Origin of the sequence: Streptobacillus notomytis (assembly GCF_001902585.1) — a bacterium.
In the GTDB taxonomy this organism is placed as follows: Bacteria; Fusobacteriota; Fusobacteriia; order Fusobacteriales; family Leptotrichiaceae; genus Streptobacillus; species Streptobacillus notomytis.
In genome coordinates, this window is the sequence record NZ_LKKV01000079.1 from 26,593 (window position 1) to 50,170 (window position 23,578).

Sequence of the window (23,578 nt, forward strand, 5' to 3'; positions counted from 1 at the left end):
TTCTCTTTTTATTTCAGTTGAATAAAATAAGTAAAAATAGTATAATACATATAAAAATTGAAAGAGAGGCTAGGTTATGAGATTTTCAAAATCTTTTATAAAAACATATAAAGAAGTGCCAAAAGAGGCAGAAACAATATCACACCAGTTAATGCTTAGAGCATCTATGATTAGACAATTAACTAGAGGAGTATATACATATTTACCATTAGGTTTAAAAGTTCTAAAAAAGATAGAAAACATAACTAGAGAAGAATTAAATAAAATAGGGGCTCAAGAAATATTAATGCCTGTACTTCAACCAGCAGATTTATGGCAAGAATCTGGAAGATGGTTTTCATATGGTGCAGAACTTATGAGATTGCATGATAGAAATAATAGAGATTTTGTCTTAGGTCCAACACATGAGGAGGTTATAGTTGATATATTCAGAAATACTATAACATCATATAAGGACTTACCATTAAATATATATCAAATACAAAATAAATTTAGGGATGAAAGAAGACCTAGATTTGGTCTAATGCGTGGAAGAGAATTCATAATGAAAGATGCATACAGCTTTCATTTAACACAGGAATGTTTAGATAAGGAATATGAAAATGTTAAAAAAGCATATTGTGAAATATTTAAACGTTGTGGACTTGATTTTAGAGCAGTAGATGCTGATACTGGAAGTATAGGTGGTTCTGAAAGTCATGAATTTATGGTACTTGCTTCAAGTGGAGAAGATGATATACTTTATTCAGATAAATCAGATTATGCAGCTAATGTTGAAAAGGCAGTTTCAGTTTTAGATTTTGAAGTTGATAACTCAGAAGAACTTTCTAAAAAGTTAGTTGCTACACCAGAGATGAAAACTATAGAAGAAGTTTCAAATTTCCTTAATGTTGATACTAATAAAACTGTTAAGTCTGTATTATTTAAAGAAGAACAAGAAGACGGAACTTTTGTATATTATGTAGCTTTAATTAGAGGAGATTTAGAAATAAATGATGTGAAAGTAAAGAACATATTTGGTGCAAAAATAGATCTTGAGATGATGGATGAAAAAGACTTAAAAGATTTAGGGTTTGTAGGAGGATATTTTTCTCCATTAAAGGAAATAGCAACATTATCAAAAGTTAAGGTAGTTATAGATGAGTCAGTAAAATATATGAAAAACTTTGTAGGTGGAGCAAATATTGAAGGTCATCATTATATTAACATGAATTTATCAGATTTACATTATGATTTAGTTGGGGATATTAGAAAGGCTAGAAAAGGTGATAAGGCTTTAGATGGTGGACTATTAGATATAGCTAGAGGAATAGAAGTAGGGCATATATTTAAGTTAGGTAAAAAATATAGCAGTGCCATGAATGCAAAGGTATTAAATGATAAAGGTGTGGCTCAAACTGTAATTATGGGTTGTTATGGTATTGGTATTTCAAGGGTTGCAGCAGCAGCTATTGAACAAAACTTTGATGAATTTGGTATAATATGGCCTAAATCTATAGCACCATATTTAGTAGATTTAATTTTAGTTAATATTAAAGATGATGCTGCAAAAGAAATTTCAGAAAAAATATATTCTGAGATGTTAAAAAATAATATTGATGTAATTTATGATGATAGGGATGAAAAAGCAGGATTTAAATTTAAAGATGCTGATTTAATAGGTATACCTTTAAAAGTTATAGTAGGTAAGAATGCTGTAAATGGTTTAGTAGAAGTTAAACATAGAGATGGATCTTTTGCAGGAGAAATTAAAGTAGAAGATTTAATATCATATATTAAAGAATTTGAGAAAAAATAATATAGGGTGTCATTTTTAAATGACACCTTTTAATTTTATATAATTTTTGATATAATAAATGTGAAAATGGATATTTTTGGAGAATAAAAATGGATTTAATTACTAAATTTAATAAACAAGAATTTATTAATGGGATTAAGGCTGCAAATGGAATAGCTATAGCTTTTATACCATTTGGTTTTGCCCTTGGACTTATTGCTAATACATATAATGTTAATTCTATAGTGTCATCTGTAATGACTTTCATTATTTATTCAGGTGCCTCACAAGTACTTTTATATAAAATATTTGCAACTGGGAATTTTGACGTATTTTCAGCAATTTTTGCTGCTGCGATGTTAAATTTTAGATATATTTTAATAAATATTCCTATGTATAAGGCTTTAAGCGGTTATGATAGAAAATCAAAATCATTGGTAGGTGTTTGGTTTACAGATGAGACAGTAGCATTTTTAGCACTTAAAAAGAATAAAAGTTTATCATTTGCTTTAGGTGTTAACTTATTAGGATATTTTAGTTTTACTTTAAGCTCTCTGTTTGGGGTGATACTTGGAAATTATATACCAATAATAATTATTAATTCCATGAAATTTGTTCTTTATGGAACATTCTTATCACTTTTAATATCAAGCTTAATTATGGATAATAAAAATTTGAAAATAGTATTAATAGCTTTATTTTTAAAATTATTATTCATGTATATATATCCATTTAACATGATTCCACAAAGCTTACAGATAGTATTAATACTATCATTAACTAGTTTAATATATGCAATAATATCGGTAAGGAGGGATATTAAATGAAAATATGGTTAATTGTAATACTAGTTGCTATAATTACTCAACTTTTCAGAATTTCTGGGGAATTTATACCTATACCAAGAACTAAGTTTATGGATAGATTTCTAGAAGCTATCCCTATTTCGGTATTAGTTATATTATTTTTTCCAGATATTTTTGTTTCTATAGGAGATAGAACACATGAAATTATAATATCAGTTTTTGCATCTATATTAATAGTAATAATGACTATAAAAAATATTAATTTAGGTAAAATAATGATAGTTACAGTTTTAACTGTAGTTATACTTAATTTGATATTATCTAAAATGTTAATTTAGGAGAATATATGGAAGAGTATGAATTAAGAAAAGTTATAGAGGATAAAAATAGTGATTTTAATGATATTAAGGAGCATCTTTGACTTAGATAAACTGAAAAAAGAATTAGAAGAAAAAGAAAAGTTAACCTTAGAAGCTGGATTTTATAAAGATCAGAATAAATCGCAGAATATATTAAAAGAAATCTCTTTTTTAAAAGAGAGAATAAAAGATATATCAAAACTTTTAACATTAAATGAAAATATTCAAATATTATTAGAGTTCTATAAACAAGAAGAAATAACTTTAGATGAATTAGAAACTGAAACATTAGAGTTTATAGATGCTTTAGATAAATTTAAAATAAAACTATTGTTAAATGGTAAATATGATAAAAGTTCTGCAATATTAACTATAAATGCAGGAGCAGGTGGAACAGAAAGCTGTGATTGGGTATCTATGCTATATAGAATGTATGATAGATGGGCTATGCAAAATAGGTTTAAGGTAGAAGTGCTTGATATTTTAGCAGGAGATGAAGCTGGAATAAAGAGCATAACTTTATCTATTAAGGGAGATTATGCTTATGGATATCTAAGCTGTGAAAAAGGTGTTCATAGATTGGTTAGAATATCTCCATTTGATTCTAATGCAAGGAGACATACATCATTTGCAGCAGTAAATGTAATTCCAGAAATAGAAGATGATGTTGAAGTTAATTTAAAAAAGGAAGATTTAAAGATAGATACATATAGGGCAAGTGGTGCTGGTGGTCAGCATGTTAATACAACAGATTCAGCTGTAAGAATTACTCATATGCCTACTGGGATAGTAGTAGTTTGTCAAAATGAAAGATCACAGAGTAAGAATTTAAATTCTGCTATGAAGGTATTAAGAGCTAAATTATTTGAAATAGAATTAAAAAATAGAGAAAATGAAATAAATGACCTTAAAGGAGTTGAATCAAAAATAGAATGGGGTTCACAAATTAGATCTTATGTATTTCAACCATATAAGTTGGTAAAAGATCATAGAACTAATTATGAAGAAGGTAATGTGGATAAGGTTATGGATGGAGATATAAATATATTTATAGATGAATATTTAAAAATAAGGTAGGTTGATACGATGAAGTACAAAATTGAAGTTGCAATAACTGAGAAAGAAATTGCAAATAAGGTTGATGAGATTGCAAATAAAATTAGTAGTGATTTTGAAGGACAAAGTTTACTTTTAGTTGGACTTTTAAGAGGCTCAGCAGTATTTCTAGCTGATATAGCAAGAAAAATAGATTATAATAAAGTGGATTTAACTTTAGATTTTATGAATGTATCGAGTTATGGAAATTCTATGGAAAGTTCAAGAGAAGTTAAGATATTAAAAGACCTTGAGGAAGATGTTAATAATAGACATATTTTAATAATTGAAGATATAGTTGATACTGGAAGAACGTTAAGTGAAGTGAAAAAAATGCTATTAATGAGAAATCCTAAATCATTGAAAATATGTACTTTACTTGATAAACCTGAAAGAAGAGAATTAGAAATAGATGTAGATTATATAGGATTTAAAATACCTGATTTCTTTGTTGTAGGTTATGGTATAGATTATGCACAAAAACATAGAACACTTCCATTTATTGGACAAGTTGTAGAGATTAAATAGAAAAGAGGAAATGAATATGAAAAAATATAATACATATGTTGTAGTAGGAACACAGTGGGGAGATGAGGGTAAAGGTAAAATTATAGATGTGTTATCACCAGATGCGGATTATGTAGTTAGATATCAAGGTGGAAATAATGCAGGACATACAGTTATAGTTGGAGAAGAAAAATTTGTATTACATTTACTTCCATCGGGTGTAATTAATAATAAGGGTAAATGTATTATAGGTTCAGGAGTAGTTGTTGATATAGATGTATTACTTGATGAAATATCAAAACTTGAATCTAGAGGTAAAGATTTAAGCAATCTATATGTTGATGAAAGAACACATATTATAATGCCTTATCATGTTTCTATAGATAAAGCAAAAGAAGAAGCTTTAGGAGAAAATAAAATAGGAACTACTCAAAGAGGTATAGGACCATGCTATAATGATAAAATCTCAAGAAATGGTATTAGAATGGGAGATTTAGTTGATTTTGATAGATTTAAGGATAAGCTTGAATGGAATATTAAAGAAAAAAATGATATTTTAGAAAAATATGGTTATCAAACTTTTTCTTTTGAAGAATTATTAGAAAAATACAAAGTGCTTGCAGAAAAGATGAAAAATAGAATAATAGATTCAGTTTTTGAAATTAACCAGGCAGTAATAGAAGGTAAAAAAATATTGTTTGAAGGAGCTCAAGCATTGATGTTAGATATAGATTATGGAACATATCCATATGTAACTACATCATCTCCAACAGCAGGTGGAGCATGCACGGGTAGTGGAGTTTCTCCAAATAAAATAAATAGAGTATTAGGTGTTATGAAAGCGTATACAACTCGTGTTGGAGAAGGGCCTTTCCCTACTGAATTAAATAATGAAATAGGAGAAAATTTAAGGGTAGTAGGACATGAATTTGGAGCAACTACAGGTAGACCAAGAAGATGTGGTTGGTTAGATCTTGTAGTAGGGAAATATGCTACATTAATAAATGGATTAACAGATATAGTTTTAACTAAATTAGATGTATTATCTGGACTTGAGGTTATTAAAGTTGCTATAGCTTATGATATTAATGGTAAAATACATCAAACATATCCTGGAAATTTAAGAAAATCTCAAGAAATAGAAATAGTGTATAAAGAATTCCCAGGTTGGACAGAAGATATTACAAAAATTAAAAACTATGAAGAATTACCAGAAAACTGTAAGAGATATGTTGAGTTTATTGAAAGTTATTTAGAAACTCCTATAACTTTAATATCTGTTGGACCAAGCAGAGAGCAAAATATTTATAGAGGAGAATTTTAATGAATAAATATGTTAATCCTTTGTGTGAAAGATATGCTAGTGAAGAAATGCAATATATATTTTCTCCTGATTTTAAGTTTTCAACTTGGAGAAAATTATGGGTAAATCTTGCAAAATCTGAACAAGAATTAGGGCTAGATTTCATAACAGATGACATGATAAAGGAAATGGAAGATAATATATATAACATAGACTATAATCTAGCTGCAAAGTATGAAAAAGATTTAAGACATGATGTAATGGCTCATGTTCATACTTTTGGAGATTTAGTTCCTAATGCAAGAAAAATCATACATTTAGGTGCAACTAGTGCTTATGTTGGAGATAATACAGATATTATACAAATAAAAGAAGGATTACTTCTTGTTAGAAAAAAACTTGTCTCTGTTATAGAAAGAATGTCTAAATTTGCTGATATGTATAAGGCTCTGCCAACTTTAGGATTTACACATTTTCAAGCTGCTCAGCTTACAACAGTAGGTAAAAGAGCATCTCTTTGGATACAATCTCTACTTTATGATTTAGAGGATTTAGAATTTAGATTAGATAATTTAAAATTTAGGGGAGCTAAGGGTACTACTGGTACACAGGCAAGTTTTAAAGAACTATTTAATGACTATGATAAAGTAAAAAAATTAGATGAATTAGTTACAAAAAAGGCAGGATTTAAGGGTAAACAAACTTTATCTTCTCAAACTTATGATAGAAAACAAGATTCACAAATCTTGCAATTGCTATCAAATATTGCACAAAGTGCTCATAAGATCACTAATGATTTTAGAATGTTACAACATTTAAAAGAAATAGAAGAACCATTTGGTAAAAAACAAATAGGATCATCTGCTATGGCGTATAAGAGAAATCCTATGAGAAGTGAAAGAGTATCATCTCTTGCAAAATTTGTTATGGCTAATGCTCATAATGGAGAACTTGTTGCTTCTACACAATGGTTTGAAAGAACATTAGATGATTCAGCAGATAAAAGATTATCTGTTCCACAAAGCTTTTTAGCTATAGATGGTATATTAATATTACTTTTAAATATTTTTGAAAATACAGTTGTTTATGAAAAAATAATAAAAAGAAATGTAGATAAAGAATTACCATTTATGGCAACAGAGAATATAATAATGAGGGCTGTTGAAAATGGAATGGATAGACAAGATGTCCATGAGATTATAAGGGAATTATCTATGGAAGCTGCTAAAAATGTTAAATTAGAAGGTCTTGATAATAACTTAATAGAATTAATTAAAAAAGATGGAAGATTAGATATTATTAAAGATGAAATAGATAATATATTAGAAGCAGAAAAATTCATTGGATATTCAAAGGAACAGGTTGAAGAATTTTTAAGTAATGATATTAGTCCTATATTAGAAAAATATAGAGAAGAAATTATAAAAACATTTACGGAGATAGATAAATAATGAAAAAAGGATATACTATACTTACAGTTAATGAAGATAACTTGGGTATTAGTAATATTAAAATAACAGAAATAGCATTGCTTAGATCAAAGTCAAATGAAGTAATAATAAATTATGATATTTTAAATATAGAAAATGTATTTGATGACTTATTAAAAATAAAGAGAGTATTGGAAAAAGTTTCCGATACTCTTAATATTAAATTTAATATAAATAAATGTAATAAAGATGAATTTAATATAGATGAAGTCATTAATTTTACAATGAAACTTATTAAAGATACTAACCCATATTTATCATCAATTTTATCAAATTATACATACGTTCAAACACAAAATAATATTAAATTAAATTTAGAAACTATAATGAATATAGGTAAAAATACTGAAAAAACTTTGTCAAAAAGAATAGAAAAAATAATAAATGAAACTTTCTCTCAAAATTTAAACTTTGAGATATTTTTTAATGTAAACACAGAAATAAATTTAATTGACACTAAACCAAAAGAAGAAGTATTAGAATATGAAATTCCTATTTCATATAAGCCTAAAGAAGTAAAAAAACCAGGTATAGTTAATAATAAGAAGTATGCAAGTACTAAAATTAAATTGAGTAATTTTAGTGATCTTGAAGATTTAATGGTAGGTCAAGAAATAGCTCTAAGAGGAGAGATATTCTATTTTGATTTAGCATCAACTAAAAGTGGTAAATTAAAAATAGTAATATATATTACAGATCATGAAAATTCAGTAGCTTGTACAAAATTTGTTAATGATAAAGAAGAGATTAAATTTAAAAATGGAGACATAGTTGAATTATCAGGTAAATATGAAAAATATTTTGATGATTATTCTATAATAATAAGGGATATAAAAGTAATAGAAAATGATAATAAGAAAAGGGAAGATAGATCTGAGGAAAAAAGGATAGAACTTGCAGCCCATACTAATATGAGTGATATGTTATCTACTATAGAACCTAAATCAGGTAAAGAAGGTTCTTTAGTTAATAGGGCAAGAGAATTTGGACATAAGGCTGTAGCTGTTACAGATTATGGAGTAGTACATTCTTTCCCATTTGTTGCTATGGGAGTTAAAGAAGATGAAGAATTTAAAGTGATATATGGTATAGAAGCATATATGGTAGATGATAGTGCTCCATTAATAGTTAAGGCTAAAGATGTATTTATAGAAGAGGAAGAATTCGTAGTATTTGATATAGAAACTACAGGATTTTCTCCTGTAAATGATAAAATAATAGAAATAGGTGCAGTTAAGTTAAAAAATGGTAAGGTATTAGATAGATTTTCTGAATTTGTAAATCCTGAAATGATAATACCTAAAAAAATTATAGAGCTTACTGGTATTAATGATAATATGGTTAAAGATAGCGATATTATTGATAAAGTAATGCCAAGATTTTTAGAATTTACTAAAGGTAGTACATTGGTAGCTCATAATGCAAAATTTGACGTTGGATTTATTTCTAAAAAATGTGAAGAATTGGGTCTAGAAACTAACTTTTCATATATAGATACATTGGAATGGTCTAAAATATTAGTAGATGATGTAAAAAGATTTAGTTTAGATGCACTTACTAAAAAATTTAATATTAAATTAGATAATCACCATAGGGCAGTAGATGATGCTAATGCAACAGCAGAATTATTTAAAAAATTATTATCCCTTGTATCTGCAAAGGGTGTAGAAAGATTAATTGATGTTAGTGAAAAATTAGAGAAAAAACCTAAAATTGCTGATACAGAAAATATTACTATACTAGTGAAAAATCTTGCAGGATTAAAAAGATTATATGAACTAGTATCTATATCACATTTAAAATATTATGGGGATAAAAAACCAAGAATACTTAAAACAGATCTTGAAAAAGATAGAGAAAACTTCTTAATTTCTTCAAGTCCAATATATTCTGGAAGATTTAATAAAGGTAAACTTGTAAGCCTTTATATCAGAGGTATTTCAAGAGAAGAAATTATGCAGGAATTAGATTTTTATGATTATGTACAAGTATATCCAAGATGTATATATAACGATGCGATAGAAACTGAAGAAATTTCTGGTTATGAATTTATAGAACAAATGAATAAAGATTTTGTTGATATGGCTAAAGATAAGGGTAAATTAGTTGTAGCAACAGGAAATGTATATTATTTAGATGATAAGGATAAAAAATCTAAAGCAGCCTTACTTTTAGGTTCTGATAGGGCTTTTAGAACTTATCAGATAGACACAGGTAATTATTATAGAACAACAGAAGAAATGCTTGAAGAATTTAGTTATTTAAATGAATCGGATATAAGAAATGTTGTAATATATAATACACATAAAATTAATGATCAAATTGAAAAAATTAAGCCTATACCTGATGGTGACTATAAGCCTGTAATGGAAGGAGCTGAAGATGAAGTTAGAAATATGACGTATAATAAGGCATATGAACTTTACGGTAATCCTCTTCCTGAGGAAGTAGAATTAAGGGTAAAAAGAGAACTTGATTCAATAATAGGGAATGGATTTGCTGTGCTGTATTTAATAGCACAAAAATTAGTTAAAAAATCAGTTGATAATGGGTATTTAGTTGGATCAAGGGGTTCAGTAGGTTCATCGCTTGTAGCATATTTTATGGGAATAACAGAGGTTAATGCCCTTTATCCTCATTATAGATGTGAGAAATGTAAATATTTTGAAATGAAAGATTTTGAGGGTTCGGGAGTCGATTTAGAAGAAAAAAACTGTCCTAAATGTAACTCTAAATTAATAAGAGATGGACATTCTATACCATTTGAAGTTTTCATGGGATTTAAGGGAGATAAAACTCCAGATATAGATCTTAATTTTTCTGGAGAATATCAAGGTGAAATACATAAGTATACTAGAGAACTATTTGGAGATGATTATGTCTTTAGAGCAGGAACAATATCTGGTCTTGCTGAGAAAAATGCATATACTACTGCTAAAAAGTATTTTGAGGAGAATATAAAAAAGGAATTTGAAAAAGAGATATATAATAAATATGGTACAAGTCTTAAAAAATTAGATGCCATTACTAGATCTAGTGAAGAAAAAAGATTAGAAGAAAGAATTAATGATTACTGTAACAAGAATAAGGCTGAGATATATAGAGTTGCAACTAAATGTACAGGGGCTAGAAAAACTACAGGGCAGCATCCTGGAGGTATGATAGTAGTCCCAGATTATAAGTCTATATATGATTTCACTCCTGTTCAATATCCAGCTAATGATGAAAGTTCTGGTTCTATAACTACACACTTTGATTACCATGTTATGGACCAACAATTAGTTAAACTTGATATACTAGGTCATGATGATCCAACTACATTAAGAATGTTGCAGGATTTAACTAATGTGGATATATATAACATACCATTAACAGATCCTAAGGTAATTAGTATATTTAATTCTACAGATGCATTAGGAGTTAGTGAAGAACAGATAGGTTCTAAGATGGGAACTAGTGGTATACCAGAATTTGGAACAGACTTTGTTAAAAAAATGTTAGAAGATACACTTCCAACAACTTTTGCAGAGCTTGTAAGAATATCTGGTCTTTCACATGGTACAGATGTTTGGTTAAATAATGCCCAAGAATATGTAAGAGATGGTGTTGCGACTTTAAGTGAAGTTATTACTGTTAGGGATGATATTATGAACAGACTTATAGATAAGGGTATGGATAAATCTGAAGCATTTAATATTATGGAGTTTGTTCGTAAAGGGCAACCATCTAAGAATAAAGAAAAATGGGAACAGTATAAGGAAATGATGAAGGCAAGTAATATAGATGAATGGTATATAGAATCATGTGAGAAGATAAAATATATGTTCCCTAAGGGACATGCTGTTGCCTATGTTATGATGGCTGTTAGAATAGCTTACTTTAAAGTGTTTTATCCACTTGAGTTTTATACTGCATTTTTAAATAGAAAATATGCTGATTTCTCATTTAAGGAAATGTATGGAAATATAGATGAAATTAAAATAAATTTACAAAAAAGAAAAGAATTAGAAGCAAGGGATTTAAAAGTCTTAGATAAGAAGCAAATTATACTTTTTGAAATATTAATAGAGATGTATTATAGAGGAATAGAAACTTTACCTATAGATATATATAAATCAGATGCAATGAAATTTACCATAGAAGATGGAAAAATTAGAATACCATTAATAGCTATGGATCAACTAGGAGAAGTTGTAGCTAAAACTATAGAAGAAGAAAGAAAAATAAAAGAATTTACTTCTATAGAAGATTTAACTAAAAGATGTAAGATTTCAAAAACTGTACTTGATACTTTAAAAACTTTTGGATGTATAGACAGTTCTATACCAGAGTCAAATCAACTAACTCTTTTTTAACATTGACAACATAAGTAAATGAGAGTATAATAATACAAAAAACAAGGAAATAAAGGAGGAGCAAATGAAAATACTTATTAATCAAGTTTTAGATATTTTAAATGAGAATATAAGAAAATATTATGATTTTGAATTGACAGAATTAGATATCCAAAATTCGACTAAAAAAGAATTTGGAGATTATCAAACTAATTTTGCTATGCAGAAAGCTAAAATGTTAGGTAAAAATCCAAGGGAAATTGCAAATTCTATAGTAGAAAATTTTGATGGTAAAGGTGTAATTTCAAAAGTAGAAGTAGCAGGACCAGGGTTTATTAATTTCTTTATTAATACTGATTTATTAAATAAAGAAACAGCAAAAATAGGTAAAGAAAACTACGAATATGGAGTACCAAATGAAAAAATAGTTGCTATAGATTATTCTTCACCAAATATTGCAAAAAGAATGCATGCTGGACATTTAAGAAGTACAATAATAGGAGATGCTTTAAAAAGAATATATAGAGAATTAGGATTTACTGTATATGGGGATAATCATATAGGGGATTGGGGAACTCAATTTGGTAAATTAATAGTTGCATATAATAACTGGTTAGATAAAAAAGCTTATGAAAATAATGCTATTGAAGAGTTAGAAAGAATATATGTTCTATTCTCTCAAAAAGCTAAAGAAGATCCAACTTTAGAAGAACAAGCAAGAGAAGAGTTAAGAAAAGTTCAAGCAGGAGATCCAGTAAATTATGCACTATGGAAAGAGTTTATTACTTCATCATTAAGAGAATATGATAAAGTATATAAAAGACTTGATATTGAATTTGAGCTATTTAATGGTGAATCTTTCTATAATGATATGATGCCAGAAGTTTTAGAAAAACTTAAAGAAAGAAATATAGCTAAACAAGATCAGGGAGCCCTTGTAGTATTTTTCCCTAATGATGAATTACCTCCTTGTATAGTTCAAAAGAAAGATAATTCCTTCCTTTATTCAACATCAGATTTAGCAACTATAGTTTATAGAAAAGATGAATTAAACGTTGATATAGCTATATATGTAGTTGATGAAAGACAATCTGATCACTTTAAACAGGTATTTAAAATAGCAGAAATGCTAGGTTCTCCATATGACTATGATAAACATCATACTAAATTTGGTATTATGAGATTTGGAGATGGAACAATATTTTCAACTCGTGGTGGAGATGTAATTAGACTTGAAGATATATTAAATAAAGCTAAAGAGAAAGTACAAGAAATAGTAGATGAAAAAAATCCAGAATTATCTCAGGAAGAAAGAGAGTTAATTGCTGAAACAGTAGGAGTAGGAGCTATAAAATACTTTGATTTAAGTCAAAATAGAGCTTCAGGAATTACATTTACATGGGATAAGGTACTAAGCTTTGAAGGTAATACAGGACCATATTTACAATATTCATATGTAAGAATTATGTCTATACTAAGAAAAGCAAAAGAATTAGGTATAGAATTTGAAGGTTCTAAGTTCTTAGTAGAAGGAAGTGAAATTTCAGATAGAAATTTAATAGTATCGCTTCATAAACTACCTACAGCAGTAATTAAAGCTTATGAATCAAATAGACCAAATTTAATTGCTGAATATATTTACTCAGTAACTAAAGAGTTTAATTCTTTCTATAATTCACATCAAGTTATAGATAAAGATAATTTAGAATTAACTAAAGCAAGACTTGCATTATGTGAGAAAAGCGCTTTAGTTATTAAAAAAGCATTAAGTTTATTAGGAATTAGAACAGTAGATAAAATGTAGTAAAATTGGCACTTAGGTGCCTTTTTTTATTTACTTTTATACTATGTTGGGATATAATATGTATAGGAGATGATTAAATGCTTTGGGAATTTGATAAGAGTTTTAAAAAGAAAATTATAGGGGTAGATGAGGCTGGTAGAGGTCCTCTTGCAGGGCCTGTTGTTGCAGCTTGTGTACGTATTAATAGATATAGTGAAAAATTAAAGGAATTAAATGATTCTAAAAAATTAACAGATAAGAAAAGAAGAGAGTTGTTTGAATACTTAACTACAAATAAGAATGTAGAAATAGGTGTGGGTATAGTAGATGAAGAAGTTATAGATGAAATCAATATATTGAATGCAACTTTTTTGGCTATGAATTATGCTTTAAATAATATAAGTAAAGGTGAGGATGAGTTAGTGTTAGTTGATGGAAATAGGGAAATTAAAGGATATTTAGGAAATCAGCAAACTGTAGTAAAAGGAGATGGTAAGTCTCTTTCTATAGCAGCTGCTTCTATTATAGCTAAGGTTACAAGAGATGATATTATGAAAGAATATGATCTTGAATATCCAGGTTATGGTTTTGATAGACATAAGGGATATGGCACTAAACTTCATTATGAGCGTATAAGAGAAAAGGGAATATGTGATATACATAGATTAAGTTTTTTGAAGAATATATAAATAACTAGGAGAAAATCATGCAAAAGAAGTGTATAGTTTGTGGGAGTGAAGAATTTTGTATAAAAAATATTTATCTGACTGTAAAAGACATGAAAGATAATGGTGATTTAACGTATAAAATTTTTGATTTAATTTCAAAAAATGAACTTTTTTATTTAAAAATATGTAGAAATTGTGGTAAGGTTGAAATGTATAGTGCTGCTATAGTTGAAGAAAATTTTAAGAAAAATAATTATAAATGTTGTAAATAAAAATATTAATAAAAAAGTATTGAAAAAAACATTAACTTATGATATACTGGTCCAGTATAAACGATTTTGGTTTGATGAGGATTAAACTACTCATCACGTTTTATTGTTTAATTTTTAGAAAGATTTGAGGTGAAAGTATGGCAAAACAAGATGTTCTTGAACTAGAAGGAGAAATATTAGAAGCATTACCAAATGCAATGTTTCAAGTTCGTTTAGAAAATGGACATGTGTTATTAGGTCACATCTCTGGAAAAATGAGAATGAATTACATTAAAATTTTACCTGGAGACAAGGTTACAGTTGAAGTATCACCATATGACCTTTCTAGAGGTAGAATCGTTTATAGAAAAAAATAATATAGGAGGGTTTTTATAATGAAAGTAAAAGCATCTGTTAAACGTATCTGTGATAAATGTAAAATTATCAAAAGACACGGAAAAGTTAGAGTAATATGCGAAAACCCTAAACACAAACAAGTACAAGGATAGACATCTAAAATTTTTATATATATTTACTTAAATTATGTAAAAATTGTAAAAATATGTTTAGCTGTAGAGCTTGTACTTTATGTTTGGGTAAAGGCATATTGATGAAGGTAAAAAAATTATTTAAGGAGGAAAGGATTTGGCTAGAATCGCAGGAGTTGACATTCCAAGAAACAAAAGAGTTGAAGTTTCATTAACTTATATCTACGGAATAGGAAGAAGCATTTCAAATGAAATCTTAGTAAAAGCTGGAATAAACAGAGATACTAAGGTTAAAGATTTAACTGAAGAAGAAGTAGGAAAAATCAGAACTATCGTAGAAGAATATAAGATAGAAGGGGAATTAAGAAAAGAAATCAGACTTAATATCAAGAGATTAACTGATATTAAATGTTACAGAGGTTTAAGACATAGAATGGGATTACCAGTAAGAGGTCAAAAAACTAAGACTAATGCAAGAACTAGAAAAGGTCCAGCAAAAATGGCTGTGGCTAAGAAGAAGTAAAAATTTTAGATAGGAGGACCATATAAGTGGCTAAAAAACAAGTAGTTAAAAAGAAAAAATTAAAAAACATACCTAATGGTATAGCTTATATACATTCTACTTTTAACAACACAGTTGTTACTATCACTGATAGTGAAGGTAAAGTAGTTATATGGAAATCAGGTGGAACATCTGGTTTCAAAGGTACTAAAAAAGGAACTCCATTTGCTGCACAAATAGCTGCAGAACAAGCAGCGCAAGTAGCTATTGAAAATGGAATGAAAAAAATAGAAATTAAAATAAAAGGGCCTGGATCAGGAAGAGAAGCTTCAATAAGATCAATCCAAGCAACAGAGTTAGAGGTAACTAGAATAGTAGATATTACTCCAGTACCTCATAACGGGGCTAGACCGCCTAAGAAAAAATTATAATTAACAAGGCAAAGGAGGAAATTGAAAAATGGCAAGAGATAGACAGCCTATTTTAAAGAAATGTAGAACTCTTGGATTAGATCCAAGCATTTTAGGTGTAAATAAAAGATCAAAGAGAAATATAAGACCAAATGCAAATAAAAAATTAACTGAGTATGGAACTCAATTAAGAGAAAAACAAAAAGCGAGATTTGTATACGGTGTAATGGAAAAACAATTCTATAAATTATATGAAGAAGCAACAAGAAAAGAAGGAGTAACAGGTGAGTTATTACTTCAATACTTAGAAAGAAGATTAGATAACGTAATATACAGATTAGGATTTGGAGCAACTAGAAGACAAGCTAGACAAATAGTAAGTCATGGACATATCTTAATTAATGGTAAGAGAGTAGATATAGCTTCTTACAGAGTAAAACAAGGAGATGTTATTACTCTTAAAGAAGGATCAACAGAACTTTCAATAATTAAAGAATCAGTAGGACAAAAATCAATTCCTGGATGGTTATCATTAGAAGAAGGAACTTTAACTGCAAAAGTTTTAGAAAATCCTACAAGAGATGCAGTTGATTTTGAAATTAACGAAGCAATGATAATCGAGTTCTATTCAAGATAATAATTGATATTATTAGGTTATTGATAAAATTCTATATAAGGGAGTTGGTTTATCTTGTTAAACATTGAGAAGATAGCAAAAAATATTAAGCTTACAGAAGAGAAAATTGACCAATACAGTGCTAAATACACATTAGAGCCACTATATAGAGGTTATGGAAATACTATAGGTAATGCTTTAAGAAGAGTACTTTTATCATCAATACCAGGTTCTGCAATAAAAGGTGTTAGAATAGATGGTGTTTTAAATGAATTTTCTATGATAGAAGGAGTTAAAGAAGCTGTAACTGATATAGTATTAAATATAAAAGAAATAGTAGTAGAACTAGATGAACCTGTTGAAAAAAGAATGAAATTATCAGTTGAAGGACCAAAGGTAATAACAGCTGCTGATATAATTCCAGAAGCAGGGATAACTATAATAAATCCTGATCAAGTAATTGCAACACTTACAACTAAGAAAACTATAGATATGGAATTTATAGTAGATTCTGGAGAAGGATTTGTAATATCTGATGAAATAAACACTTCAGGTTGGGAAACAGATTTTCTTGCTGTTGATGCTATATATACACCTATTAGAAAGGTAAGTTACCAAGTAGAAGATACTATGGTAGGACGTGTTACAAATTATGATAAATTAACTTTAACAGTTACTACAGATGGAAGTATAGATATTCATGATGCATTATCATATGCAGTTGAATTAATAAATATACATACTAAGCCATTTGCTAATATAGGAACTGCTATGGCTAAATTTAGAACAGAAGAAGAGTTAGAAGTTGAAGATTTAGATGACAATCAACTTTCTCTTGTTGAAGAAACTAGAATAGAAGAATTAGGGTTAACAATACGTTCATATAATTGCCTTAAAAAAGTAGATATTAATACTGTAGGTGAATTGATAAAACTTACTAAAGAAGATCTTAAAAAGATAAAGAATTTAGGTAATAAATCTGCAAAAGAAATAATTGAAAAAATGAAAGAATATGGTTATGAAATGTCTTCATCAGAAGAATAGAATACCGAATTTTAAGTAAGATAGGAGGACAAATTTTTTATGAATCACAGAAAATCATATAGAAAATTAGGAAGAAGAAGTGATCATAGATTAGCAATGATGAAGAATATGACAATATCTTTAATTAACGCTGAACAAATAGAAACAACAGTAACTCGTGCTAAAGAGTTAAGAAAGTTTGTTGAAAAAATGATTACTTTAGGTAAAAAATACAATTTAGCTAATGACGATAAAGCGAAGGCAGTACATATATATAGACAAGTATTTGCTTTTTTAAGAAATGAAGAAGCAACATCTAAGGTTTGCAAAGAGATAGCTCCAAGATACATAGAAAGAAATGGTGGATACACAAGAATCATTAAAACAGATGTAAGAAGAGGAGATTCAGCTGAACTTGCGATTATAGAATTAGTTTAATAAATTTAAAAAAATCGCTTTTGCGATTTTTTTTAAATTATAATAAAATTATTATGGGAGTTGTGAAATTAAAAAGTTTTTTCTTTATTTTACTGGGTATAATTATAAATAAAGGAGGTTCATACTTTTTAATTAAAGTAAATAACATTATGAAAAGATTATTATCATTGATAATATTATTAATCTGGGGGGGATTAATTTCTTTTTCAAATAATATTACTGGACCAAGACACAGAGTTGAGGTTTCTGCTGGGTTCATTAATGATAGACAAAATGCTGCAATGGGAAGTAATATATTTATTTCTAATTCTATTTCATATATACCTGAATGGAAAGTTCAAATAAATAAAAAATTTGATGTTACATTTGGACCTAAAGTATTTCTAAATTTTTCAAATTTTATAACACTTTCTAATGGTGCTGCTAAAGCTTCTAGTAGTGTTGGCAGTAGTCCAGCAACAATTACTCCTAGTTTAATTTTAGGAGGAGAATTAGATTTTAATTATATGGTAAAAGAAAATCTTAAAATATATACAGGCTTAGAAGTTGGAACTGGAATAGGATTCCAAATATCTACTACTGGTCCTAGTGTTCAAAATCCTGAATTTAGAACTTCAAGTAAAATTTCTTTAGGTTTTAAAATAAATGAAAAATATAATATAGCAATATATACAGCAGATATTAAAGGATTATTAGGTTTAGAAGCTGGGTATACTTTTTAATGGGAGGAAATGATATATGAAAAAATTACTATTGTCAATAATATTATTGGCTGGATTAATTTCATTTCCAGCTAAATTAAACAGGTCTAAATATGGAACTAGAAAATATACAACTACAAGTACTAATACAAAAAATGTTAAAAATAAATCTAATAATATTTTTTCTGGAGAAAATAATAATGAAGATAATACAAATAAGGTAGATATAGAAAAAATAGAAATTAAAGAACAAGATAGAACTTCTGTATTAAGTAATAATGAAAAAATAAAAGAAATTACAAGTAGTGTAGATATAGAAAAAATAGAAATTAAAGAACAAGATAGAACTTCTGTATTAAGTAATAATGAAAAAATAAAAGAAATTACAAGTAGTGTAGATATAGAAAAAATAGAAATTAAAGAACAAGATACAATATATGTATCAACTAATAATGAAAAAGTGGAAGAAGATATTAAAAAAACAGATGAAATTTTAAATAAAGTTAAATTAACAGGACCTAGATATAGATTAGAATTAGCCTTAGGTGCTGTTAGTATTGATGAAAATGTAAAAAAAGATGAATATTTCTCTACATCAATTGCTTTTTTACCTGAATGGAATGCTAAGATTAATGACAAAATGGATATTAGTTTTGGTCCAAAGCTTACATTGAATGTTGCAACCAAAATATTAAAAACAAATGGTTCTAGCCAAGTAAGCGCTTCTAGTAGTTCAGTTAAAAGTAGTAGCAATAAGGATTATACAATAATACCTAATTTAATTTTAGGTGGTGAGGGTAATTTTAATTATAGAATAGAAGAAGATATAAAAGTTTATACTGGATTAGAAGTTGGATTAGGTATAGGTCCTGAAATAAAACCAAGTAATGGTTCAACTGAAGTAGGATATTCATTTGTATTTATAGGTAAGATGTCAGTGGGGATTAAAATAAAAGATAAATACAATATAGGAATATATACAGGAAATGTTAAAGGAATACTTGGAATAGAAGCTGGTTATACTTTTTAGCAGAAAGGAATATTAAGTGAAAAAAATTTTTTTATACATAATGATATTATTTACATGGGGGGGGGGGTAGTTTCTTTTTCATCTAAAATAAATAAAAAACATAGCATAAATAAAATGAATGTTTTATATTCAAGTGACAAAAATAAAGATGATAAAAAAGAAAAAAACATTTCTAAATCATCAAAAATAACAGGACCAAGATATAGATTAGAAGGAGCTTTAGGTTTATATTATGAAAAAAATAATTCATATTTTTTTCAATCAATTGCATTTTTACCTGAATGGAAAGCTGAAATAAGTAAAAAATTTGACATTACTTTCGGACCTAAATTTACTATAGATTTATCTGAAAATAAATCAAGTAATACAAATAATGTAGAAATTATTGCAATTTTAGGAATGGAATCTGATTTTAATTTTAAGATAAAAGAAAATGTTAAAGCATATATAGGAATAGAAGCAGGTTTGGGTGGCGGGATTAAAACATATAATATAGAATTTTTACCAGGATTTCTTATTAAAGGAGCTTTAGGTATTAAAATAAATAATAGATATAATGTTGGAATTTATTCAGGTATTACTAGTAAAGGGCTTTCTGGAATAGAATTTGGATATACCTTTAAATAATTAATTTTAAAAGAGAGGGAATAATAGATGAAAAAAATATTATTATTGATGTTATTAATGTTTGAACTTTCTCTTTCGGCTCCATCTAATAATCAAAGAATTAGGAATAGAAGAAGTTCTAATTCAATTTCTAATATCTTAAAAAATAGAAATCAAAATAGAAGAATAATAGATAATAAATCTAGTTCGACTAATCAAAATAATTCAAACAATATACAACAAAAAACATCTAAATCTGATATTATTATTGAAAAAGAAAATAATAATAATGTAAAACAAGTAAATAGAAAATATAATATAACGGGTCCAAGATATAGAATTGAAGGAGCTTTTAGTGCAGTACCTACAAAATGGGCTACATTTCATGAAGCAATTTCATTTTTACCAGAATGGAAATCTCAAATTAGTAAAGAATTTGATATAACATTTGGACCTAAATTTTCATTTATTTTATCAGAAACTAAAAATTATGCTTATCCTGCTTTGTTTTTAAGTATTGAAACAGATTTTAATTTTAGAGTAAAAGAAAATCTTAAAGTGTATACATCTTTAGAAGCGGGATTAGGTTTAGAGTGGTCTATAGCTTATTCAAATAAGAAAGTAACTTTTAGTAGACCTAGATTATTTAAGGGGGCATTTGGTATTAAGCTTAATGATAAGTATAATATAGCAGTTTATAGTAGTTTAGAAGGTAAAGGACGTATTGGAGTAGAATTCGGATATACATTTAAATAAATTATTTTTAAAAGAAAGGGACAATAAATGAAAAAAACATTATTGTTAATTATATTATTGATCTGGGGTGGGATAATCTCCTTTTCGACTGATATTAGTGGACCGAGATATAGACTTGAGGGAGCTTTTGGTTTTATTAATGATAAAATTACTGAAAACTATAACTATTATTCAGGTGCTATTTCATTTTTACCAGAGTGGAAATTACAGGTTAATGATAGATTTGATATTACTATAGGTCCAAAAATCACAGTAAATACAACTACTATAAAATATACTAATGGATTATTAATAATATCTAGTTTAATTTTAAGTGGTGAGGCAAATTTTAATTATAAAGTAAAGAATAATATTAGAATATATTTAGGGCTAGAAGCTGGAACAGGAGTAGGATTTCAAAGATATTCTTCCATTAATAATAGTGAAAATATGAAATCAAGTGAAAATTCAAACGATATACATTATAGTCGTGAGTTTACAGCTATAAGTAAAATTGCATTAGGTATTAAATTAAATGATAGATATAATATAGCTATTTATACTGGAGATGCAAAAGCGTTGTTAGGAATAGAAGTAGGTTATACTTTTTAATGGAAGGAAATAATACATGAAAAAATTAATATTATCAATATTTTTGTTTGTTGGATTAGTTTCATTTCCAGCAAAAGTAAAGAATTTAAAACAAAATAGTAAAAAGATTTCTATTACAACTTCAAATAAATTAAAAGGACCTAGATATAGAGTAGAAGTTTCTGTAGGAGTTGTTGATGTTAGAGATACTGATGGATATAAATTTGTATCAGGAACTATTTCATTTTTACCAGAATGGAAATTTGAAGCTAATAAAAAAATAGATGTTACTTTTGGTCCAAAGATTATAACAAATTTTGGAACTATTATTAACCCAATAAAATATAGACCTAGTGTATTTTTAGGTGGAGAAGTTAATTTTAATTATAAAGTAAAAGAGAATCTTAAAGTATACACAGGTATTGAACTTGGAAAAGGAGTAGTATTTGATATAAAAAATAATAATTCTAATAATGTTCAAATAATATTAAGATCTACAGCTAAAATTTCAGTGGGAGTTAAAATTAAAGATAGATATAATTTGGCGATATATACAGGAAATATTAAAGGTATAATTGGATTAGATGTAGGTTATACTTTTTAGGAGAAAGGAAATTATAAATGAAAAAAATATTATTATTGATATTATTTACCTGGGGGTGGAAAATTCTTTTTCATCTAATAAGAAATATCATAAAAATAAAATGACTATTTCACGTTCTGATTCTAAAAATAAGAAAGAAGAAACGGGTACTTTAAATTCACCTAAAATAACAGGACCAAGATATAGATTAGAGGGTGCTTTAGGTATAAATACTATTAAGAGTCCAAATTTTTTTCAGGCTATAGCAATCTTGCCTGAATGGAAATCACAAATTTCTCAAAAATTTGATATTACATTTGGACCTAAATTAACATTATTTTTATCAGAAACTAAATCAACAGAAAAATTAATTGTAAGAGGTAATGCAGTTTTGGGAATAGAATCTAATTTTAACTTTAGAGTAAAAGAGAATATTAAAGTATATATAGGATTAGAAGCGGGTGTAGGTGGTGGAATTAAGAAAAATGTTAATGATGCTGTAGAAAAAGATGCTAGTTTAATTATCAAAGCAGCCTTAGGTAGTAAGATAAATGATAAATATAATATTGCTATTTATTCTGCTATTCTTGATAAAGGACTTGTGGGAATAGAATTTGGATATACATTTAAATAATTGATTTTTAAAGAAAAGAAGTAATGAATGAAGAAAATATTATTATCAATGATTTTATTATTAACTGTTGGTGAAATTTCTTTTTCAGCTCCAGAAAGTACTCAAAGAACTAGAAGAAGAAATACTAATACTTTAAGAAATAGAAATCAAAATAGAAGAGTGGTAGATGCTAATAATTCTACTAATAAAAATAGTTCGAATAATGTACAACAAAGAACAACTAAATCTAATGTTGTTGTTGAAAGAGAAAAGAATAATAATGTAAAACAAGTAATGCTTCCGAGTAAAAGTAATTTAACGGGACCAAGATATAGATTAGAGGGGGCTATTAGTGCAGTTCCTACAAATAAGTGGGCTACATTTTATCAAGTTATTTCATTTTTACCTGAATGGAAATATCAGATTAATAGAAGAGTTGATATTACATTTGGACCTAAAGTTTCATTTGTGTTAACTGAAATTAAAGAATATCAGTTTATAGCTGGATTTGTAGGTGCTGAAGCAGATATTAATTTTAAAGTAAATGATGCTCTTAAAGCTTATTTAGCTTTAGAATATGGGGTAGGGTTAGAATGGTGGATAAAATATCATGATGGAAGCAATAAATTTTCTGAAAAACTTAGATTAATTAAAGGAACCTTTGGTTTCAAAATTAATGATAAGTATAATGTTGGAATTTATAGTAGTTTAGAAGGAAAAGGTCGTTTTGGGGTAGAGTTTGGGTATACTTTTAAATAAGTTTAATATTAATAGTATAAAAGGTAGTTAGCAACTACCTTTTTTAAATTTATGATTGAAAATGTAAAAAAGTAAAGGTATAATATAGAAAAATGTTTAGTTAAAATGGA

At 27.3% G+C, this 23,578-nt stretch carries 26 protein-coding genes; all 26 read left to right on the plus strand.

Annotated features, from left to right (window positions below):
• The first annotated feature begins 76 nt into the window (after positions 1-76).
• The 26 genes from BUE91_RS03155 to BUE91_RS03280 all read left to right on the plus strand — a co-directional run bounded on the left by BUE91_RS03155 (position 77) and on the right by BUE91_RS03280 (position 23,468).
• The gene (locus BUE91_RS03155; protein ID WP_073507926.1) at positions 77-1,798 is read left to right on the plus strand and encodes a proline--tRNA ligase; all 1,722 of its coding nucleotides are present in this window, start codon (positions 77-79) and stop codon (positions 1,796-1,798) included.
• Between the two features lie 89 nt (positions 1,799-1,887).
• Positions 1,888-2,604, plus strand: coding sequence for an AzlC family ABC transporter permease (locus tag BUE91_RS03160; RefSeq protein ID WP_073507927.1), 717 nt, complete (start codon positions 1,888-1,890; stop codon positions 2,602-2,604).
• The gene (locus tag BUE91_RS03165) at positions 2,601-2,921 is read left to right on the plus strand and encodes an AzlD domain-containing protein (RefSeq protein ID WP_066900387.1); all 321 of its coding nucleotides are present in this window, start codon (positions 2,601-2,603) and stop codon (positions 2,919-2,921) included. Before BUE91_RS03160 ends, BUE91_RS03165 begins: the two co-directional genes overlap by 4 nt.
• A 60-nt stretch (positions 2,922-2,981) precedes the next feature.
• A complete protein-coding gene (gene prfB, locus BUE91_RS03170; RefSeq protein ID WP_180370669.1) occupies positions 2,982-4,019 on the plus strand; it encodes a peptide chain release factor 2 in 1,038 nt (345 codons plus the stop codon).
• 9 nt (positions 4,020-4,028) lie between these two features.
• Positions 4,029-4,565 (plus strand): hypoxanthine phosphoribosyltransferase, encoded by a 537-nt coding sequence (gene hpt / locus BUE91_RS03175; protein WP_073507928.1) that lies wholly within the window; start codon positions 4,029-4,031, stop codon positions 4,563-4,565.
• A 16-nt stretch (positions 4,566-4,581) separates the two neighbouring features.
• Complete coding sequence (locus tag BUE91_RS03180; protein ID WP_073507929.1) at positions 4,582-5,868, plus strand: adenylosuccinate synthase; 1,287 nt, start codon at positions 4,582-4,584, stop codon at positions 5,866-5,868.
• A complete protein-coding gene (gene purB, locus BUE91_RS03185; RefSeq protein WP_073507930.1) occupies positions 5,868-7,298 on the plus strand; it encodes an adenylosuccinate lyase in 1,431 nt (476 codons plus the stop codon). Before BUE91_RS03180 ends, purB begins: the two co-directional genes overlap by 1 nt.
• Entirely contained in the window at positions 7,298-11,692 is a 4,395-nt protein-coding gene (locus BUE91_RS03190; protein WP_073507931.1) for a PolC-type DNA polymerase III, read from the plus strand. The genes purB and BUE91_RS03190 overlap by 1 nt, the downstream gene beginning before the upstream one ends.
• Before the next feature lie 64 nt (positions 11,693-11,756).
• Positions 11,757-13,475: an arginine--tRNA ligase gene (gene argS, locus BUE91_RS03195; RefSeq protein ID WP_073507932.1), complete on the plus strand. Its 1,719-nt coding sequence runs from the start codon at positions 11,757-11,759 to the stop codon at positions 13,473-13,475.
• A 77-nt stretch (positions 13,476-13,552) separates the two neighbouring features.
• A complete protein-coding gene (locus BUE91_RS03200) occupies positions 13,553-14,143 on the plus strand; it encodes a ribonuclease HII (RefSeq protein ID WP_073507933.1) in 591 nt (196 codons plus the stop codon).
• A 17-nt stretch (positions 14,144-14,160) separates the two neighbouring features.
• Positions 14,161-14,394 carry a hypothetical protein gene (locus tag BUE91_RS03205; protein WP_073507934.1) on the plus strand — a complete coding sequence of 78 codons (234 nt, stop codon included), beginning with the start codon at positions 14,161-14,163 and terminating at the stop codon, positions 14,392-14,394.
• Positions 14,395-14,531: 137 nt separating this feature from the next.
• Complete coding sequence (gene infA / locus BUE91_RS03210; RefSeq protein ID WP_012858377.1) at positions 14,532-14,750, plus strand: translation initiation factor IF-1; 219 nt, start codon at positions 14,532-14,534, stop codon at positions 14,748-14,750.
• An 18-nt stretch (positions 14,751-14,768) separates the two neighbouring features.
• Complete coding sequence (gene rpmJ / locus BUE91_RS03215; protein ID WP_012858378.1) at positions 14,769-14,882, plus strand: 50S ribosomal protein L36; 114 nt, start codon at positions 14,769-14,771, stop codon at positions 14,880-14,882.
• 136 nt (positions 14,883-15,018) lie between these two features.
• The gene (rpsM, locus tag BUE91_RS03220; RefSeq protein ID WP_012858379.1) at positions 15,019-15,384 is read left to right on the plus strand and encodes a 30S ribosomal protein S13; all 366 of its coding nucleotides are present in this window, start codon (positions 15,019-15,021) and stop codon (positions 15,382-15,384) included.
• A 26-nt stretch (positions 15,385-15,410) separates the two neighbouring features.
• Complete coding sequence (gene rpsK / locus BUE91_RS03225; RefSeq protein ID WP_066900371.1) at positions 15,411-15,794, plus strand: 30S ribosomal protein S11; 384 nt, start codon at positions 15,411-15,413, stop codon at positions 15,792-15,794.
• A gap of 28 nt (positions 15,795-15,822) precedes the next feature.
• Complete coding sequence (rpsD, locus tag BUE91_RS03230; protein WP_066900369.1) at positions 15,823-16,410, plus strand: 30S ribosomal protein S4; 588 nt, start codon at positions 15,823-15,825, stop codon at positions 16,408-16,410.
• Positions 16,411-16,464: 54 nt separating this feature from the next.
• Entirely contained in the window at positions 16,465-17,433 is a 969-nt protein-coding gene (locus tag BUE91_RS03235) for a DNA-directed RNA polymerase subunit alpha (protein WP_066900367.1), read from the plus strand.
• Between the two features lie 39 nt (positions 17,434-17,472).
• Positions 17,473-17,850: a 50S ribosomal protein L17 gene (gene rplQ, locus BUE91_RS03240; protein ID WP_066900365.1), complete on the plus strand. Its 378-nt coding sequence runs from the start codon at positions 17,473-17,475 to the stop codon at positions 17,848-17,850.
• A gap of 149 nt (positions 17,851-17,999) precedes the next feature.
• Entirely contained in the window at positions 18,000-18,572 is a 573-nt protein-coding gene (locus tag BUE91_RS03245; RefSeq protein WP_073507935.1) for a hypothetical protein, read from the plus strand.
• A 16-nt stretch (positions 18,573-18,588) separates the two neighbouring features.
• Positions 18,589-19,581, plus strand: coding sequence for a hypothetical protein (locus BUE91_RS07440; RefSeq protein WP_244889883.1), 993 nt, complete (start codon positions 18,589-18,591; stop codon positions 19,579-19,581).
• 54 nt (positions 19,582-19,635) lie between these two features.
• Entirely contained in the window at positions 19,636-20,208 is a 573-nt protein-coding gene (locus BUE91_RS03255; protein WP_180371203.1) for a hypothetical protein, read from the plus strand.
• A 27-nt stretch (positions 20,209-20,235) separates the two neighbouring features.
• Entirely contained in the window at positions 20,236-20,943 is a 708-nt protein-coding gene (locus tag BUE91_RS03260) for a hypothetical protein (protein WP_083573753.1), read from the plus strand.
• A gap of 27 nt (positions 20,944-20,970) precedes the next feature.
• Positions 20,971-21,534, plus strand: coding sequence for a hypothetical protein (locus BUE91_RS03265; protein ID WP_073507936.1), 564 nt, complete (start codon positions 20,971-20,973; stop codon positions 21,532-21,534).
• Between the two features lie 16 nt (positions 21,535-21,550).
• Positions 21,551-22,117: a hypothetical protein gene (locus BUE91_RS03270; protein ID WP_083573755.1), complete on the plus strand. Its 567-nt coding sequence runs from the start codon at positions 21,551-21,553 to the stop codon at positions 22,115-22,117.
• A gap of 55 nt (positions 22,118-22,172) precedes the next feature.
• Positions 22,173-22,730: a hypothetical protein gene (locus BUE91_RS03275; protein ID WP_083573757.1), complete on the plus strand. Its 558-nt coding sequence runs from the start codon at positions 22,173-22,175 to the stop codon at positions 22,728-22,730.
• 27 nt (positions 22,731-22,757) lie between these two features.
• On the plus strand, positions 22,758-23,468 hold the full coding sequence (locus BUE91_RS03280) for a hypothetical protein (RefSeq protein ID WP_073507937.1): 711 nt from the start codon (positions 22,758-22,760) through the stop codon (positions 23,466-23,468).
• The last annotated feature ends 110 nt before the right edge of the window (positions 23,469-23,578 follow it).